This is a genomic window from Pedobacter jamesrossensis (assembly GCF_042650905.1).
Classification (GTDB): Bacteria; Bacteroidota; Bacteroidia; order Sphingobacteriales; family Sphingobacteriaceae; genus Pedobacter; species Pedobacter jamesrossensis.
Genome location: NZ_JBHSBY010000021.1, coordinates 1 through 17,163, shown reverse-complemented (window position 1 = coordinate 17,163; position 17,163 = coordinate 1). Strand labels below are relative to the sequence as shown.

Sequence of the window (17,163 nt, the reverse complement as noted above, 5' to 3'; positions counted from 1 at the left end):
TTATTTGGTTTAATTTTTGCTACTTAAAACAAAACCAACCTCTATGAAAAATTTAATCCTCCTAAGTTTAATTTTATGTCTTTTCAGCTCTTGCTTAGAAAAAATAGATTCAAAAACATTAACCAATACAAAATGGGAATTAACAGAATTAACAGGTAAAACTTTGCCTGCAAATGCAAAAGCCACACTTAATTTTGCCGATAGTTTAAAAATTAGCGGAAAATCTTTCTGTAATAATTACGGCGGACAGGCCGAAATAATTGATAATAAAATAACCCTTAAAAATATTTTCGGTACAAAGATGTTTTGTCAGGAAACAGGATCAGCAGAAAATTCATATTTAAGTGCTTTAAGCGAAACCAATTCTGCTAAACTTGTTGACAACAAACTGCATTTACTTAAAGGAGAGAAAACACTATTAATTTTTACAAAGATAAATTAACATTTCCTGAGAGGCCTTGATGAACTATTTTTAGTAAATTCGAACTTTTAAGTTTTATAAACATCGAATGCCGTTAATTTTAAAAGATGACTTCAAGTTCTTTTTCTCAACGCTGAGGAAAGCTTTTATTTTGTTCCAAACTAACGACCCACTAAGACTCGCAGGTGCAACTGCATTTTTTACCAACTTTGCTTTACCACCCATTCTTATCATTTTAATCAGGCTTTTTGGAATGTTTACCGATAGGCGTTTATTGGTCACACATCTTTTTGAAAGATTAAACAATATTCTCGATGATAGCAGTATTGCTCAAATCAGGTTAACTTTAAGGAATATCAGAGGTATAGATCAAGCCTGGTATATTACACTTTTTAGCTTTATCTTTTTTCTTTTTGTTGCTACAACCCTATTTAATGTAATTAAAAATTCGCTGGAGCAGATTTGGAACATTGGTATGAAAGATAAAAAAGGTATTGTAAGTACTTTAAAGTCGAGAGCTAAATCAGTAACCATTATATTGCTTGCAGGTATATTATTTCTTTTAGGTTTGCTTGCAGATAGTGTACAAGCTATTATAGGATCTTTCCTTAAAACGAATTCACCATCTTTTGAGCTAATTGCAACCTCTATAATCAATCAAATAATCTTTGTAATTATTGTAACCTGCTGGTTTAGTGTTCTTTTTAGATTTTTAACGAATGGCAGACCAACATGGAAAGCTGCGATATCTGGTGGTCTGTTAACTGGTTGTTTATTTACAGCGGGAAAATATATTTTAAGAATTTTGTTACCATTAAGCAACATTAGTAATATTTACGGTTCTGCAGGGTCCATAATCGTAATTATGCTTTTTGTATTTTATTCTTCACTGATATTCTATTTTGGAGCATCATTTATAAAAGCACTCAGCATTAGCACAGAAACCCCTATTGTACCAAAAAATGGGGCATTTGCCTACGAGCTCACCGAAATTGAAAAAGAAGAGGATATCTAAAATAAAGAAGAGGACGTTAAATCATCATTAACGTCCTCTTCTTTAGCACAAATATGGCTTTATTGATTCTATATACATTGTAGTTGTCGAAAATCAATTATCAATGATAATTGAAAAATCAAATTCAACATTTTAGGCATTTACAAAATTCGATAACCTACTCCAATTGTAAATAAGTTTAACTTGGTAGGCGGATAACCATCTTTGTTAAGTTTAGATAATCCAAGTTCATATCTTGCATCCACACTAAACTTCTTGATATCCAAACCTGCACCAAATTGCCATGCAAAAGCCTGATCTTTAAAATTGCCTTGAAAAACGTTTCCCGTAGCCTGTCCTAAACTTTGGTTTTCATCCAAAATTAATGAAAACATAGGGCCAGTATTTAATCGTAAACCAATGCCTGCTGCTCCAAATTTAGTTCCAATAAGTAACGGAACATCAAGACTTGTAAAACGAACCTGATTTACCTGACCAGTTGCATCACTAATCAAATTAGTTTTCTTACCTGATACGTATAACTCAGGCTGAAAGTAAACACCTGCAGCGCCTAGTCTAGCCCATAATCCACCGTAAAATCCCGTTCGGTTTTCACTACTAAAGGTATTCTCAGGATCAAATTTAGAAAAATTTGCACCTGCCTTTACACCAAGCTGAAAAGAAGGCAAAACCTGGGCACTGGCACAAAAGCCCGTAAACACGAGAGCTACGGCAACAAAGATTGATTTCATAATATTAGGGATGATTAGGTTTTTTAACTAGTAGCATTATTAATGGCTTCTTGCTCTTTTAGTGCATCAACATTGTTTTTATCGCCAAAGTTTTGAGTTTTATTTGCAAAAAATTCTAAAATACCAGAAATCGTATCTAAGTTATCTGCAAGGTTTTGATGAATATCTGGTAAATCTTTCTCCAATCGTTTCTCACCCAATTCAATATTATCAACTTCAATTTTACCAATTTTTTGAATAAGCGCCTGCTGAGAATTTTGCAAATCTTCTAATTCTCTCACAATCTTTTCCATTAATTCAAATTTCTGTAACGTATTCATAAGTTCTTATTTTAAATTTTAAACTATTTTAAACTATAAACCGATACAAGCTCATTTTGTTTTATTTTGATAATTATTAAGAATAAATTTTGAATTCCCAAAAACAACTAATAAATTAGTTTTAAATTAAAAAACTATGAAAAAGTTGTTCACTGCCTTACTTTCGCTTTTTTTCGGCTTTTCTCTTTTTGCTCAAAGCCAAGCATTATTGGATAAAGAAAAATTGTTTGATTTATATCAAAGCCAGAAATATGGAGAAGCTGCTGCTTACTTAAAAAGTGTTTATGGTGAGGAAAATAATGATTTCAAAACCATCATACAAATTGGCTATTGCTATTTAATGAATAATGAAAATGTAGAAGCTGAAAAGTTTTACACTAAAGCTTATCAGCAAGAGCCAAAAAACCTTCCTGTTTTATTTAGTTTGGCCAGATTAAACACAAAGAGGGGCAATGTAGATAAAGCAAAATTTTATTATAACCAAGTGGTAAAAATAGACAGCAATAACTTTAGCGTGTATAAGCTGCTCGCTGGTTTATATACCTCAAATAAAGATTCATTAAAACTGGTTTATTTGCTAAAAGCAAGTAAAATTAATCCTCAGGAAAGCGATATTGCTTTTGATTTAGCAGACTGTTACATGGATTTTCAAGAGCGAGAAAAAGCTTATAATGTTTTAAAAGTTGCCATATCAGCAGACACGGGCAATATCATTCTGCAAAAAGCAGTACTTCCTGTAGCTAATGCACTTAAAAAATATAATGAAGTAATACTTTCTGGCGAGCGAATTCTGAAAGTTGATGCAGACCCAAACGTAATAAAAGATGTTGCCAGAGCTTATTACTACACCAAAAACTATCAAAAATCTATAAACTTATTTAAGCTTCTCGAATTATCCGATATGCAAAATGAAGCGACACTTTATTTAACGGCATTAAGCTACAGGGCAATCAAAAATTACCCTATGGCTACAGCTTACACTAAAAGAACAATAGATGAAGGCATTTCGACCAATACAGCTGAATATTATTCACTCCTTGGATTAGTTTACCAGGAAAGCGACAAGCTGACTTTAGCCAACACGGCCTACAGAAAAAGTTTAGAATTTAAAATTACACCAAATATCTATTATCGTATGGCGGTGTTTTATGATACAAAACTAACCAAGCCCAAAAATGCGCTTAAATATTATAATCTATATTTGAAAAGTAAACCCAATGCTAAAGATAATAAGGAAGAAATTGAATTTACCAAATCAAGAATTGAAACCTTAAAACAAGCAGACTAACATAAATCTTCAAATACCGGTTTTACATTATCCCAAAATTCATCTAGCGCAATAATTCTGGGTTTGAAGAATGAAATCAGCTCTGGCCAGTGTTTTTGATTGTAAATATTAACTCCAGGTAATTCTATTGATATCTGGCTAACTGTTTTTCCAGTTTCGTCGGTTGTATCTTGCATCCAATCCCATTCCTCGTTTAAGGTATTGGTTAGCATCACTTTAAATTCTTCAAACTGATTAAAAATTAAATGCCTGATACCAGTATCGGTATGAGCAAGTTGTATAGATATGACGGCTTTTTTAGTATCAACATCCATCTTAAAGAAAATCTGCTTTACCCCTGTTTTATAATTTATCCAATGTACGGTAGAGCCACTGACAGATGGAACAGGTTTCATATATTGCCCAAAACTTATCCAAAATTGTTGGCGCAGATGTGCGGCTTCTTCTTTACTATACAAATTGATTTACGAATTTAGATTTACGAACTACGAATATATAATTTGTTCTCACCTTTTCATTCTTAGAGCTTATTGCCCATTAAGCGGGCGACATATTTACCAATAATATCAAATTCCAAGTTAACAGTATCCCCAACCTGAACTTCCTGTAAATTAGTATGTTCAAAAGTATAGGGAATTATAAATACCGAAAATTCGTCGATTTGCGAGTCTACGACTGTTAAACTGATTCCGTTAACACAGGCAGAGCCTTTTTCTACCGTAACATTGCCAGATGAGGCATTGTATTTAAAACGATATTCCCAGCTCCCATCTAATTCTTCGCGTTTAATACAAACTGCCGTTTGATCGACATGTCCCTGTACGATATGTCCATCTAAGCGGGCATTCATTTGCATACAACGCTCTAAATTAACCTTACTACCAACCTTCAAACTTCCTAAACTCGTTTTGCTTAAAGTTTCATCAATTGCAGTAACGGTATGATTTCCATCGTTTAAAGCCACAACAGTTAAGCAAACGCCATTATGAGCTACACTTTGATCTATTTTAAGTTCGTGGCTAATTGCCGAGGCAATAGTAAAATGAATATTGGTATGTTCTGTTTTAATGGCGGTTACTTCGCCTAGTGTTTCTATAATTCCGGTAAACATTGTAATTGATTAAAATTTTAATCTGTTTTTTCTCCAATCGGATGAAACTTTAACTGGCTGACTTATATTTTCAGCATTTCCACCTTTTTGAAATAATTTTGCAGCGATTATAGCTGCAACTAACGCTTCACTTTCATCTTCTGATTTTAAGCTTTCGGCATTGAAATATTTGCTCACAAAATGTGTATCAAATTTCCCGGTTTTAAAAGCATCGTGCTGCATTACAAATTTACCAAAACCTAAAGTAGTTTCTATCCCTGTAATCTCATATTCTTCAATTGCTCTTACCATTCGTTCAATAGCCTCTTCCCTATCTTTTCCAAAAGCGATAAGTTTGGCAATCATTGGGTCGTAGTAAATTGGTATTTCCATGCCTTGTTCAAAACCATCATCAACACGGACACCATTACCTTTTGGTGTTTTATAGGTTTGTAAAGTACCTATATCTGGTAAGAAATTATTATTTGGGTCTTCTGCATAAACCCGCAATTCTATTGCGTGACCGCTGATTTTCAAATCTTCCTGGGTAAAGCTCAACGCTTCTCCTGAAGCAATCTTTATTTGCTCTTTAACTAAATCAATGCCAGTAATTAGTTCGGTAACGGGATGTTCAACTTGTAATCTTGTATTCATTTCAAGAAAGAAGAAATCAAGGTTTTCGTCCAAAATAAATTCTACCGTTCCGGCACCAGTGTAATTAACCGAGCGGGCAACATCTACCGCACATTTCCCCATTTGTTGCCTTATTTCTTCTGTAAGCACAGCTGATGGTGCTTCTTCAATCACTTTTTGATGTCTGCGTTGTACAGAACACTCCCTTTCGAACAGATGAACAATATTGCCATAATTATCGCCCAGAACCTGTATTTCAATGTGCCTTGGAGAGGTTACATATCGCTCTATAAAAACGGCTCCATCTCCAAAGGCTGAAGTTGCTTCGCTTACCGCCAATTGCATTTGCTCTTCAAAATCATCAACCTTTTCTACAATCCTCATACCCTTGCCACCGCCACCGGCGGCAGCTTTTATTAAAATTGGGAAGCCAACTTCTTTAGCTCTTTGCTTTGCTTCATTAATATCCTCAATGGCTTCTTCGGTACCAGGTACCATTGGTATATTGTAATTCAAGGCAGCAGCTTTTGCAGAAAGTTTGTTCCCCATTATCTCCATTGCTTGTGGCGATGGACCAATTAAAATCAAACCAGAATCTGCAACCAACTTAGCAAACCCAGCATTTTCAGATAGGAATCCATAACCGGGATGTATAGCTTCTGCACCAGTTTTCTTTGCTGCATCGATAATTTTTTCTCCAACCAGATAACTTTGGTTTGATGGCGGCGGACCAATGCAAACGGCTTCATCTGCGTAACGAACATGTAAAGCATTTCTATCCGCTTCTGAGAAAACTGCCACGGTTTTTATACCCATTTCCTTTGCAGAACGCATAATACGTAATGCAATCTCTCCTCGGTTGGCGATAAGAATTTTTGAGATCTTAGACATTTGGCTATATACTGAATTACAAATGTAATATTATTTCTAAGGCCCTATCCATCATTTCTGCACTAATATCAAGGTGGGTAACCAAACGAACTGTACTGGAACTGGTTGTATTGCAAAGCAGCCCCTTTTCTTTAAATTGAGCAACAACTTTATCTGCCATACCCTTGTCTACCTCAAAAATAACAATGTTAGTTTCTACAGGCATTACCGATTTAACATACGGCACCGAACTCAATGCTGCTGCTAAATCTTTTGCATGTTTATGATCATCTTTTAGTCTCTCAACATGATTATCTAAAGCATAAATTCCGGCTGCTGCAAGAAAACCAGCCTGCCTCATACCACCGCCGAAAGCCTTTCTTATCTTTGTTGCCTTTTTAATTGTGGCTTTACTGCCCAATAAAACAGAGCCAACCGGCGCCCCCAAGCCTTTCGATAAACACACAGAAATACCATCAAAGTATTTTCCGTAATCGTGCGCTTTATCTCCCGTAGCGATTAAAGCATTAAAAATTCGGGCTCCATCTAAATGTAGCTTTAATCCTTTAATATTACATAAGTGATGAATGGATGCGATTTGAGGCAAAGTATAACAGCTTCCACCTCCCTTATTTACCGTATTTTCCAATACCACTAAACTCGAATTTGGATAATGGATATTATCCTCATTAATTTCGGGTTCAATTAATTCTGGTGTTAGAATACCACGCTCGCCATTAAGTAATCTTACCGAAGCTGCTGAATGAAAAGCAATGCCACCAATTTCATATCGGTAAACATGGGCCGTTTGGTCGCAAATTACCTCATCCATTGGCTGTGTAAAACATTTTATGCCAATTTGGTTGGTCATTGTACCCGAAGGGCAAAATAATCCTGCTTCCATATTAAACATTGCCGCAAGTTTAGTTTGCAAATTATGAACTGTCTCATCCTCTCCAAAAACATCATCCCCAACTTTTGCGTTCATCATTGCATCGAGCATACCTGCTGTCGGTTTGGTTACCGTATCACTCCTGAAATCTAAAATTTTATTAATCATTATGTTAAAAATTGTAAAATATTTCTGACGTTTAAAAATTATACCAATGCCTTATATAGTATAATTTTAGGGTTTTAGGCCGATTAAACAGCTTATATAGTGTATTTTTTACACACTTATTTTTCAACAACAACAAATTGTTAAAAAATTATTAAAAAAAAAGATACAAAATATAAGAGTTTTTATACTTTTATCGTGCTAAAACCAAAAATAAATAAAATGATAGTAATTGCAGACGGCGGATCTACCAAAACAAATTGGTGTTTGATTAACGAGGCCGGCAGAAAAATTTACTTTAATACCGAGGGTTACAATCCTTATTTCTCAAAAGGGGAATACATTGTACAGTCTTTAAATGAAACTCTTCCGGACCACTTAGAAAGAGAGAAATTAACAGCAGTTTATTACTATGGTGCAGGTTGTTCTACTCCGGCTAATAAGAAAATTGTTGCTGATGCCATGAAGCAGATTTTTGTCAATGCAGAAATTTTCGTCGGTCATGATTTACTTGCTTCTTGCAGAGCACTTCTAGGAAACGAGCCTGGATTTGCCGGCATTTTAGGGACAGGTACTAACTCGTGTTTGTATGACGGAAACGACATTACTTTAAACATCGATTCGCTGGGTTACTTCTTAGGTGACGAAGGCAGTGGTTCTTTCATAGGCAAGCGTATTTTGAGCGATTACATGAAAGGTTATATGCCTAAGGGTTTAAGAGAAGCCTTCTATGATAATTATGCGCTAACAAACGAAGATATTTTTGATAATATTTACAACAAGCCATTACCTAACCGTTTCTGCGCAAGTTTTAGTAAATTTTTATACGATTTTAAAGAAACGTATGAAGACTATACATATAAAACAATCGATTATGCGTTTACAGCGTTTTTCGAAGCTTTAGTTATCCACTACCCTAACTACAAAGACCACAAATTAAATTGTGTAGGATCTGTAGGATACAGCTTCCGCGATATTTTAAGTATCGTTGCCGACCGTTATGAAATGGGTGTTGGTAAAATTATCCGTTCACCTATAGATGATTTGGTACACTATCATTTAGAATTGGCTCCAAAAGCTTAATTTGATTAAGGTTCTAGTTTTGAATAATTAAATTCAAAACCAGATATAAATAAAAAACCCGATTTGAATATTTCAAAATCGGGTTTTTTATTTTTAAGCTTATAGCTACATTTTTTGCTCTTTAAGTTTAGAAAGATATTTCTTTCCCAAATAACTTGGCATATTTACGCTTATCAAATCTATATAATGTTGCAGCCCGGTATGAAACTCCTTTTTGTTTTTCATCGAGCTCTTTCAGTACCCCGAAACTTACAATTTTCTTTCTAAAATTTCTTTTATCAAGTTTTTTACCCAAAACAAGTTCATAAACATGTTGTAATTGAGTTAACGTAAATTTCTCAGGCAATAACTCAAATGCGATAGGCTGGTGTTTAATCCTGCGCTTAATTTTTTCTAAGCCTTTATCGTATATTTTTTGGTGGTCGAAAGCTAGTTTTGGCAAATCTGTGATTGGCAACCAGTTTGCTTGTTTAGCATAACTACTTATAGGACGAAGATCTTTATCTCCACCTAATCGAATTAATGCATAATAGGCCAGGGTAATTACACGGCCCTGAGGGTGTCTTCCCGGATCTCCGAAAGCATAATACTGCTCCATGTAAATTCCACGTAAACCAGTTAGTTCATATAAAATTCTGGCTGCCGACTGATCTAAACTTTCATCTGCACCAACAATGTTTCCAGGCAAAGCCCACCAATCTTTAAAGGGTTCTTCATTCCTTTCGATAAGCAGGATTTTTAATTCCTTACCGTCGAATCCAAACAGCACACAGTCAATCGAGAAAACGGAATCTAAATGAGGTAAAATTTGTTCCAATGTAAAATTTAGTTAATTTAAGCGTTAAAGGTATGACTTTCAATATTAAGTAAAAAAAATAAAATAAATTACTTAGTGTAGAAAATACACACTATATTCGTACTACGAAGATGAAACCAAATATTAAAAATATAGCTGTACTTACTTCAGGAGGCGATGCGCCAGGCATGAATGCCGCGATAAGAGCCGTAGTACGTACAGGAATTTACCATGGCATCAACATGTTTGGTGTTATGCAAGGTTACCAAGGTCTGATTACCAACAATATTAAACCAATGGATGCCCGCTCTGTAAGTAATATTTTACATTTGGGTGGAACCATATTAAAAACGGCCCGTTGCTTAGAGTTTAAAACAGATGAAGGACAGGAAATTGCTTATAATAATTTAAAGGCAAACGATATTGACGGATTAGTGGTGATTGGTGGCGATGGCACTTTTACTGGCGCTAAGCGTTTTGGCGAAAAATATGGTGTGAAAGTTATTGGAATACCAGGTACAATAGATAATGATTTAAGCGGTTCTGATTTTACTTTGGGCTACGATACTGCAATAAATACAGTAATAGAAGCTATTGATAAAATTAGAGATACTGCAGACGCACACGATAGACTATTCTTTATCGAGGTAATGGGTCGCGATTCAGGTTGCATAGCACTTAGAAGTTCTATTGCAAGTGGTGCAGAAGCTGTTTTATTGCCAGAAATCGATTCTAGCGTTGATGAGCTTATCAAGAAGCTGGAATTAGGTGCTGCAACGAAAAAATCATCGAGCATTGTAATTGTAGCCGAAGGACACAAACAGGGAGGTGCTTACGATATTGCGAAAAAAGTAAAAGAAACTTTTGACCATTACGATACCAAAGTTACAATTTTAGGCCACCTGCAACGTGGCGGCAGCCCGAGCAGTTTCGATAGAATTTTAGGCAGCAGGTTAGGTTTTGCAGCAGTAAATGCCCTAATTGCCGGCGAGAGTGCACAAATGGTTGGTTTACGTGGTAATGATATCAAATTAACAAGCATCAGTGATGCTTTAAGTAGCCATACTTTTAAACTCGAAAACGATTTAATGGAAATGACGGAGGTTTTATCCATATAATATGATAGCAGTTGTTTATAGTGGTTCAAGAACAGCATTTTGGAAACTTACCCAGAATGGAGTAGTTGTAGCACACTGCAACACCGCGGGCATTAACCCTTGTTTTGTTGATTCTAAAACTATCCTTCAAATTTTAAACAAAAAGATTGTTTTAGTAAATAATGCAGAAAGTATAAAAAAGATTTATTTCTTTGCCGCCGGAGCATCATCAACAGATAGAAAAGAGGAACTTGCAAAAACTTTGTCATCTTTTTTTAGATATAGCAAAGTTATAATAGAAAATGACTTATTTGGTGCTGCCAAGGCAGCATGCTACGATAAGTCGGGCATTGTAGCAATGCTGGGAAGCGGTGCAAATTGCGCTTATTTCGACGGCAAAAACCCCTTGGAGAATAACTTTGGTTTAGGCTACATTCTGGGAGATGAAGGCTCGGCAAATTACATGGGTAAAATGCTTTTAAAAAGCTATTTAAATAAAAAACTACCAAAAGAACTTGAAGTAAAGTTTAACAGAGCTTACGGCATGGATCGCTCTCAAATATTTGAAAGAATTTACAGAAAGGGGCAGGCAAATATTTTTTTGAGCTCGTTTTTTGATTTTTTTATACAAAACAATAAACACGGCCACATCATCAGAATGGTGGATGAAGGATTTGAAAAACATTTTCAAACCTACATTTTACCAATGGTTGAAAAATACCCTGATGAAGATTTACATTTTGTAGGTACTGTAGCGGCAGAATTTGAAGACAGATTACGTTACACAGCTGAAAAATATGATTTAACAATAAAAAGCATTATAAAAGAACCTATACTTAATTTATTAAAACATTACATTAATTAACAAAAAACAATGAGCAAGATTGGAATAAACGGCTTTGGCCGTATTGGCAGACTGGTTTTCAGAGCTGCTTTAAAAAGAGGTTTAGATATTGTAGCAATTAACGATTTAATTGAGCCAGATTACATGGCTTACATGTTAAAGTACGATACAACCCACGGCAGGTTTGATGGAACAATTGAAGTTGTTGATGGAAATTTAGTTGTAAATGGAAAAACAATTCGCGTAACTGCAGAACGTAATCCTGCTGATTTGAAATGGGATGCTGTAGGTGTCGAAGTTGTAATTGAATCAACTGGTTTATTTTTAACTCGTGCGGATGCTGAAAAACACATCGCTGCAGGTGCCAAAAAAGTAGTTTTCTCTGCTCCTGCTAAAGATGCAGATATCCCTACTTACGTAATGGGTGTTAACCACGATAAATTAACTGCAGACCAAACTATTGTTTCTAATGCATCATGTACCACTAACTGTTTAGCGCCAATTGCTAAAGTGTTAAATGACAACTTTGGTATTGTAGAAGGTTTAATGAGTACAATACACGCAGTAACTGCAACACAAAAAACTGTCGATGGTCCATCTGCTAAAGATTGGAGAGGTGGCCGTGGTGGTTTCTCTAACATCATTCCTTCATCTACCGGTGCAGCTAAAGCTGTAGGTATGGTTCTTCCAGAATTAAAAGGAAAATTAACAGGTATGTCTTTCCGTGTACCAGTTGCCGATGTTTCTGTAGTAGATTTAACTGTTCGTTTAGAAAAACCAGCTACTTACGAGCAAATCAAAGCAGTTATGAAAGCAGCTTCTGAGAGCGGACCATTAAAAGGTGTATTAGCTTATACTGAAGACGAAGTTGTTTCTTCAGACTTTATCGGTAATGACCATGCTTCTATTTTTGATGCTGGTGCAGGTATTTCATTAAATGATAACTTCGTAAAAGTTGTTTCTTGGTATGATAATGAGTGGGGATATTCTTCTGCTCTAGCTAAATTCGTAGAATACTACGCTAGTTTATAATAAAATTTAGCTCAAAAGGCAGATTTCAATAAATCTAAAGGCAGCATTATTCATTTAATGCTGCCTTTTTATATATAAATGTATTTTTCGAATATAAAATCAACCTTAATTTGAAGATAATTTCACATTCCAACATTATAAGACCTAACGAAAGCCTCTAAAAAACTTATAAAATGATTTTTAAACACTAAAAAATAATAAAAAGCAGATGACAATCAACAAAATGATACGATTTGCACATATCATATCATATTTTGATAATATTTAACAATTAGTTAACACATTTTCGACTTATATTTGCAGCAGAGTCATTTTAATTGATGTATTCCACTACAAAAGGCACAACAATTAAAAAATGACAAAAAAAATACTTAAAAATTTCTTAGTGTATTTTTTACACTATCATTTTTTTTACTATATTTGTAGAGTAATAAACGGAACGATTTTTATTACTAATAAAAAAGATAAATCATTCTCTTAGAAAAACGAAAGTTTTGACAGAGAATTAAAGACAAAGCCTGGCTCATAACAGGTTTATATTTGGTTAGAAAAAAAGGAGACGCTTGGATGAGGTCTCCTTTTTCTTTTTACGAGGTTTTCTTATTTTAATTATACTTTCTTCATGGATTCCCCGAGTAAAACTTAAAATCTATCCTACGTATAAAGAATTAACATTAAACTATTCAACAACAATGCTTTCAACAAAACAAAACTGAATTATTAGTGTTAAGTTATTACAAAACCATATAAATAAATAATCGAACGCATACGAAATAAAGTTTCACGCATAATTATTTAAAATAGCAACTAATCTTGATGGAAAAAGTCTTTAATGCTTACAGCTCCTACTACAATCTTCTTTACAAAGACAAAGATTATGCATCAGAAGCAGATTATATTGCTGATTTAATCAAACAATATAAGCCTGAAGCAAAAACACTAATTGAGTTTGGCTCCGGAACAGGAAAACATGCATTATTATTTTGCCAAAAAGGCTTTATAGTAAAAGGGATAGAACCAAGTGAAGAGATGATAAAAATTGCGCAACAGAATAAGCATGCTAATCTTTCTTTCGCCAATACATCTATTGAAGGTTTGAATATTGAAGAAAGATTTGAAGTTGCATCTGCCCTGTTCCACGTAGTTAGTTATCTTAACTACAACAATGAACTTATCAATTCATTTAAAAATATCCATAAACATTTGAACGAAAACGGCCTCTTCATTTTCGACCTATGGTACACCCCAGCGGTATTATCTCAAATACCAGAAAAACGAATCAAAACTACAGAAGACGAGCATATAAAAGTTATTAGAAATGCTACCCCAGTAAATCACTGGAATTAGAACATTATTGATGTTATATATGATATTCAGGTTTTCGATAAAAAAAACAACAAAGAATACAGCTTATCTGAAACACACAACATGCGTCATTTCAGCATTCCAGAAATTGAATTATTAGCGAATTTTACAGGTTTTAAAATTCTGAAAACGGAAGAATTTCATACAGGTAAATCTCCTGGACCTGATACTTGGGGAGTTTGCTTCGTCTTAAGTAAAATATAATCTAATTAAAAAGCATGACCATTCACCGAGGTTTTGGTTTTTAGGTTAGAGTAACACAAAAGCCACATCATCAAGGCAACAACCCTAATTTTATTTATTTATTATTGTCTATATTTTCACTATGAGGTGTTAACAAACCTCTATTCCAATTTTGCCCCTCGACTGACAGAATAGCAATAGTTTAAAAAAGTAGCAAATTTAGAAAATATTCGATCTATCTACTAAAACACAGGGCACCTCACTCCTCGGTAATTCCCTGATTTCCTTTTGAAAAAAGTAAGGGAAATTTCAAAAGTATTTGTACTTGTACCGGAACTACGTAATGCAGGGTTTATATCATAACTCATCCCAAGGGTAAAATTATTGAAAGTAAAACCAGCATAAGGCACAATGGCATCTTTAAACCGGATATTGCCGCCTGCAATTAGCTCAGAAGTTTCTCCATATGGAATCGTTAGATACAAACCAGCCATACGCTCTTGAGCATTTCCTTGCCTTGCATACAAAACATGTGGAATTAAAACCATATCATTTCCCAGCTTCAAACTCACACCTGCATTTACCAGGTACCTTACTGGCAAACGTAATTTCCCTTGCGAATCTACGAACGGATCTTCTGGCTGCGTAAGATGATTCATTGAAAAGGCCGCGTAAAAATTAGCCCGCTTCAAAGGATTGGTATCAAAAAATGCAATTCCTGCACCAGCATCTAAAACAGTTGAAGCAGCATTATTAAAATTATCAGCACTTGGCAATAAAGGGGTAAAACCAACGCCAGGTTCATATTGGTCACCTAGCTGAAACCTACTGGGGTCAAATCTTCTGTTTAAAAATCCAACTGTCATTCCAAATGTAATGTTATAATCCTCATTGTAACCCAATTTAACTCCCGTATAGGCTAATGATAAGGCACCGTTCAAATAGCCATATCCTCCGCTTGTAGCTGTTTGACTGAGCACATTCAGTCCAATATTAATGTTCTGATTAGTGGTCATTTCGGCCGATAAGCCAGATGTGCTGAATGTATTTACATTTCCAAAATTCTGGTTCCGATGAATTAGTGTTGCACGGTAATCCATCTGGGTTGCACCAGCTAATGCTGGATTCATCCATAGCGCATATGCATAATACTGAGAAAAATGAGGATCGACCTGAGCACTTACATCAACATCAAAAATCAATAAAAAAAACAGAGCAAACACCCACTTCATCATACTACCTTAACAAATTTATTGATCCGTGTTTGATAATTTCTTCTCCATCGGTAAATCGGACTACACATTTATACACATACACGCCCACAGGCTGCATAACACCTCTATAACTTCCATCCCAAGAGGCATCGCGTTCTTTTGATTTGTATATTAACTCTCCCCACTGCGAGTAAATCGACCAATCGGTGGTTTCTATGCCAGTCCCAAGAACCTTCACAACATCATTTTTTCCATCACCATTCGGGGTAAAAGTATTTGGAATATATAGATCTCTTTTTTTATCAAGGGTAATTTTTATCGTCGCCGAGGCTGGGCACCCATTTTCTGAAATTGCATTAACGGTTACCAATACCTCTTTCCTAAATTCGAAGTTTTGATTTAAAGCACCTGCGTCGCTAAAAAGGTTTGCAGGTGACCAATTCAGCACTTGGTATTTTAAGTTTGAACTGGTTTTGAGTTCAATCTTCGAACCAAATTCTGCCATAGTTGTACTTGCATTTAAAGAAAGTTCGAAAGCTTCAACTGCAATAGATATATTATTAGATATTAAACTTTCACAGCCTGATGTATTTTTAGTTTTAACGCTATAAATGCCTGTTGATTTTGCCGAATAATTTTGGCTTGTTGCACCAGAGATAGCCACCCCATTTTTATACCATTGATTACCAGAACTTGCAGAAGAGGTTAAAAGGGCGCTACTTCCGCTACAGATTACCAGTGCACTTTGAGTAGATATTATCGGAGTTGAAGTAAGAGAATTGATGATTACTTTTATTGGTTCTGAAATCGGACTTAAGCACCCTCCATTCGAAGAAACGAGAACCGTATAGTCTCCTGGCAAATTTGCATTGTAAGTTTTTCCGTTAGCTTCCGGAATTAAGATTCCATTGCGATACCAAAGGTTACCTGTTGCAGCCGATGAAGTAAGCCTAACTGTCTTACCTTCGCAAACTTCCAATGGCGTTTCTGCCGTTATAATTGGTTTCGCTGGAAGAGGCTCTACGGTTACATTTGTAACTTCTGAAGCAACACTATTACAACCATTCTCATTTAATAATACAACTGTATATTTTCCACTAGCCGCTACAACAAGAGCTTGCTTAGTTTCGCCTGTAAGGATTGAATTATCTTTGTACCATTGATAATTACTTGCGTAGCTAGATTTTAAAACAACTGAACCTCCTACACAAAAACTAATCGGGCCAGAAGTGGTAATAATCGGTTTCGATGGAAGAGGTTTTACCGTAACCGTGATAGTCGTTCTCGGACCCTCGCATCCTTCAGTATTTTTCTGGCTAACATAATATTCCTTTACCCCTGGGGTTGTGGTTGATGGTGTTGGTGCACTTGTCAGTATGCCGTTCGAATCATACCAGATTAGGTTTGAACCGCTCGCTGTTAGTGCCGATGCAACTTCGTTTTGGCAATAAGTTACAGGTGAAGCTGTTGGAGCAAGTGGCGTTGGTTTTACCGTAACGGTGATAGTCGTTCTAGGACTCTCGCAACCTTCGGTATTTTTCTGGCTAACATAATATTCCGTTACACCTACATTTGCGGTTGATGGTGTTGGTGCATTTGTCAGTATGCCGTTCGAATCATACCAGATTAAGTTTGAACCGCTCGCTGTTAATTCCGATGCAACTGCGTTCTGGCAATAGCTTACAGATGGAGCTGTTGGAGCAAGTGGCGTTGGTTTTACAGTAACCGTGATAGTAGTTCTCGGACCCTCGCATCCTTCAGTATTTTTCTGGCTAACATAATATTCCTTTACCCCTGGGGTTGTGGTTGATGGTGTTGGTGCACTTGTCAGTATGCCGTTCGAATCATACCAGATTAGGTTTGAACCGCTCGCTGTTAATACATCAGCAACTTCGTTTTGGCAATAAGTTACAGGTGAAGCTGTTGGCGCAAGTGGAACAGAATTAATAATAACCTCCAGAGGCGATTTTTCACTCTCGCAACCATCAACACCTATTTTCTGCGTAACATAATAAGTAATGCTGCCAACATTAGAAGTTGATGGCGGAATACTTCCGTCGATAACAGTACCCGAAGCATCGTACCAGGTGAAAATTGCATTAGTTTCGCCTGTTGCTGTTAAAA

Annotated in this window: 17 protein-coding genes; 8 read left to right on the top strand and 9 right to left on the bottom strand. The window is 35.6% G+C overall.

Annotation, left to right across the window (positions count from 1 at the left end; translation table 11 throughout):
- Window positions 1-43: 43 nt before the first annotated feature.
- Both ACFOUY_RS03365 and ACFOUY_RS03360 read left to right on the top strand, forming a co-directional pair.
- Window positions 44-442, top strand: coding sequence for an META domain-containing protein (locus ACFOUY_RS03365; RefSeq protein ID WP_378959048.1), 399 nt, complete (start codon window positions 44-46; stop codon window positions 440-442).
- Window positions 443-509: 67 nt separating this feature from the next.
- Window positions 510-1,436: a YihY/virulence factor BrkB family protein gene (locus ACFOUY_RS03360; protein ID WP_378959047.1), complete on the top strand. Its 927-nt coding sequence runs from the start codon at window positions 510-512 to the stop codon at window positions 1,434-1,436.
- Between the two features lie 140 nt (window positions 1,437-1,576).
- Here the strand turns inward: ACFOUY_RS03360 and ACFOUY_RS03355 are convergent, their stop codons facing one another.
- Complete coding sequence (locus tag ACFOUY_RS03355; protein ID WP_378959046.1) at window positions 1,577-2,167, bottom strand: porin family protein; 591 nt, start codon at window positions 2,165-2,167, stop codon at window positions 1,577-1,579.
- 23 nt (window positions 2,168-2,190) lie between these two features.
- A complete protein-coding gene (locus tag ACFOUY_RS03350; RefSeq protein WP_378959045.1) occupies window positions 2,191-2,487 on the bottom strand; it encodes a hypothetical protein in 297 nt (98 codons plus the stop codon).
- A gap of 136 nt (window positions 2,488-2,623) precedes the next feature.
- Here ACFOUY_RS03350 and ACFOUY_RS03345 point away from each other — a divergent pair, with 136 nt between their 5' ends.
- Window positions 2,624-3,775: a tetratricopeptide repeat protein gene (locus ACFOUY_RS03345; RefSeq protein WP_378959044.1), complete on the top strand. Its 1,152-nt coding sequence runs from the start codon at window positions 2,624-2,626 to the stop codon at window positions 3,773-3,775.
- On the opposite strand, the gene ACFOUY_RS03340 is transcribed toward ACFOUY_RS03345, so the two are convergent.
- The 4 genes from ACFOUY_RS03340 to ACFOUY_RS03325 form a co-directional block, all read right to left on the bottom strand.
- On the bottom strand, window positions 3,772-4,233 hold the full coding sequence (locus ACFOUY_RS03340; protein WP_378959043.1) for a DUF4268 domain-containing protein: 462 nt from the start codon (window positions 4,231-4,233) through the stop codon (window positions 3,772-3,774). The two genes, ACFOUY_RS03345 and ACFOUY_RS03340, sit on opposite strands and share 4 nt — an antisense overlap.
- Window positions 4,234-4,295: 62 nt before the next feature.
- A complete protein-coding gene (locus ACFOUY_RS03335) occupies window positions 4,296-4,886 on the bottom strand; it encodes a riboflavin synthase (RefSeq protein ID WP_378959042.1) in 591 nt (196 codons plus the stop codon).
- Window positions 4,887-4,895: 9 nt separating this feature from the next.
- A complete protein-coding gene (accC, locus tag ACFOUY_RS03330) occupies window positions 4,896-6,389 on the bottom strand; it encodes an acetyl-CoA carboxylase biotin carboxylase subunit (RefSeq protein ID WP_378959041.1) in 1,494 nt (497 codons plus the stop codon).
- Window positions 6,390-6,405: 16 nt separating this feature from the next.
- Complete coding sequence (locus ACFOUY_RS03325) at window positions 6,406-7,428, bottom strand: threonine aldolase family protein (RefSeq protein ID WP_378959040.1); 1,023 nt, start codon at window positions 7,426-7,428, stop codon at window positions 6,406-6,408.
- Between the two features lie 219 nt (window positions 7,429-7,647).
- Between ACFOUY_RS03325 and ACFOUY_RS03320 the strand changes: the two genes are divergently transcribed.
- Window positions 7,648-8,508, top strand: a complete 861-nt coding sequence (locus tag ACFOUY_RS03320; protein WP_378959039.1) for an N-acetylglucosamine kinase — start codon at window positions 7,648-7,650, stop codon at window positions 8,506-8,508.
- Between the two features lie 127 nt (window positions 8,509-8,635).
- Here the strand turns inward: ACFOUY_RS03320 and ACFOUY_RS03315 are convergent, their stop codons facing one another.
- Complete coding sequence (locus ACFOUY_RS03315; RefSeq protein ID WP_378959038.1) at window positions 8,636-9,325, bottom strand: NUDIX hydrolase; 690 nt, start codon at window positions 9,323-9,325, stop codon at window positions 8,636-8,638.
- Between the two features lie 110 nt (window positions 9,326-9,435).
- On the opposite strand from ACFOUY_RS03315, the gene pfkA reads away from it, so the two are divergent.
- The 4 genes from pfkA to ACFOUY_RS03295 all read left to right on the top strand — a co-directional run bounded on the left by pfkA (window position 9,436) and on the right by ACFOUY_RS03295 (window position 13,624).
- A complete protein-coding gene (gene pfkA / locus ACFOUY_RS03310) occupies window positions 9,436-10,422 on the top strand; it encodes a 6-phosphofructokinase (RefSeq protein ID WP_378959037.1) in 987 nt (328 codons plus the stop codon).
- Between the two features lies 1 nt (window position 10,423).
- On the top strand, window positions 10,424-11,266 hold the full coding sequence (locus ACFOUY_RS03305) for a hypothetical protein (RefSeq protein WP_378959036.1): 843 nt from the start codon (window positions 10,424-10,426) through the stop codon (window positions 11,264-11,266).
- A 9-nt stretch (window positions 11,267-11,275) separates the two neighbouring features.
- Window positions 11,276-12,277 carry a type I glyceraldehyde-3-phosphate dehydrogenase gene (gene gap, locus ACFOUY_RS03300; RefSeq protein ID WP_378959035.1) on the top strand — a complete coding sequence of 334 codons (1,002 nt, stop codon included), beginning with the start codon at window positions 11,276-11,278 and terminating at the stop codon, window positions 12,275-12,277.
- A gap of 816 nt (window positions 12,278-13,093) precedes the next feature.
- Window positions 13,094-13,624, top strand: coding sequence for a class I SAM-dependent DNA methyltransferase (locus tag ACFOUY_RS03295; RefSeq protein ID WP_378959034.1), 531 nt, complete (start codon window positions 13,094-13,096; stop codon window positions 13,622-13,624).
- A gap of 443 nt (window positions 13,625-14,067) precedes the next feature.
- Here the strand turns inward: ACFOUY_RS03295 and ACFOUY_RS03290 are convergent, their stop codons facing one another.
- Window positions 14,068-15,060: a PorP/SprF family type IX secretion system membrane protein gene (locus ACFOUY_RS03290; protein WP_378959033.1), complete on the bottom strand. Its 993-nt coding sequence runs from the start codon at window positions 15,058-15,060 to the stop codon at window positions 14,068-14,070.
- Between the two features lies 1 nt (window position 15,061).
- Window positions 15,062-17,163 (bottom strand): gliding motility-associated C-terminal domain-containing protein (locus ACFOUY_RS03285; protein WP_378959032.1); only part of this gene is annotated, 2,102 nt, incomplete at its 5' end.

What these genes read in the sequence shown, in the direction of transcription:
- ACFOUY_RS03365 (WP_378959048.1), top strand. Translation starts at nt 44, where the DNA reads ATGAAAAATTTAATCCTCCTAAGTTTAATTTTATGTCTTTTCAGCTCT.
- ACFOUY_RS03360 (WP_378959047.1), top strand. Translation starts at nt 510, where the DNA reads ATGCCGTTAATTTTAAAAGATGACTTCAAGTTCTTTTTCTCAACGCTG.
- ACFOUY_RS03355 (WP_378959046.1), bottom strand. Translation starts at nt 2,167, where the DNA reads ATGAAATCAATCTTTGTTGCCGTAGCTCTCGTGTTTACGGGCTTTTGT.
- ACFOUY_RS03350 (WP_378959045.1), bottom strand. Translation starts at nt 2,487, where the DNA reads ATGAATACGTTACAGAAATTTGAATTAATGGAAAAGATTGTGAGAGAA.
- ACFOUY_RS03345 (WP_378959044.1), top strand. Translation starts at nt 2,624, where the DNA reads ATGAAAAAGTTGTTCACTGCCTTACTTTCGCTTTTTTTCGGCTTTTCT.
- ACFOUY_RS03335 (WP_378959042.1), bottom strand. Translation starts at nt 4,886, where the DNA reads ATGTTTACCGGAATTATAGAAACACTAGGCGAAGTAACCGCCATTAAA.
- accC (WP_378959041.1), bottom strand. Translation starts at nt 6,389, where the DNA reads ATGTCTAAGATCTCAAAAATTCTTATCGCCAACCGAGGAGAGATTGCA.
- ACFOUY_RS03325 (WP_378959040.1), bottom strand. Translation starts at nt 7,428, where the DNA reads ATGATTAATAAAATTTTAGATTTCAGGAGTGATACGGTAACCAAACCG.
- ACFOUY_RS03320 (WP_378959039.1), top strand. Translation starts at nt 7,648, where the DNA reads ATGATAGTAATTGCAGACGGCGGATCTACCAAAACAAATTGGTGTTTG.
- pfkA (WP_378959037.1), top strand. Translation starts at nt 9,436, where the DNA reads ATGAAACCAAATATTAAAAATATAGCTGTACTTACTTCAGGAGGCGAT.
- ACFOUY_RS03305 (WP_378959036.1), top strand. Translation starts at nt 10,424, where the DNA reads ATGATAGCAGTTGTTTATAGTGGTTCAAGAACAGCATTTTGGAAACTT.
- gap (WP_378959035.1), top strand. Translation starts at nt 11,276, where the DNA reads ATGAGCAAGATTGGAATAAACGGCTTTGGCCGTATTGGCAGACTGGTT.
- ACFOUY_RS03295 (WP_378959034.1), top strand. Translation starts at nt 13,094, where the DNA reads ATGGAAAAAGTCTTTAATGCTTACAGCTCCTACTACAATCTTCTTTAC.
- ACFOUY_RS03290 (WP_378959033.1), bottom strand. Translation starts at nt 15,060, where the DNA reads ATGATGAAGTGGGTGTTTGCTCTGTTTTTTTTATTGATTTTTGATGTT.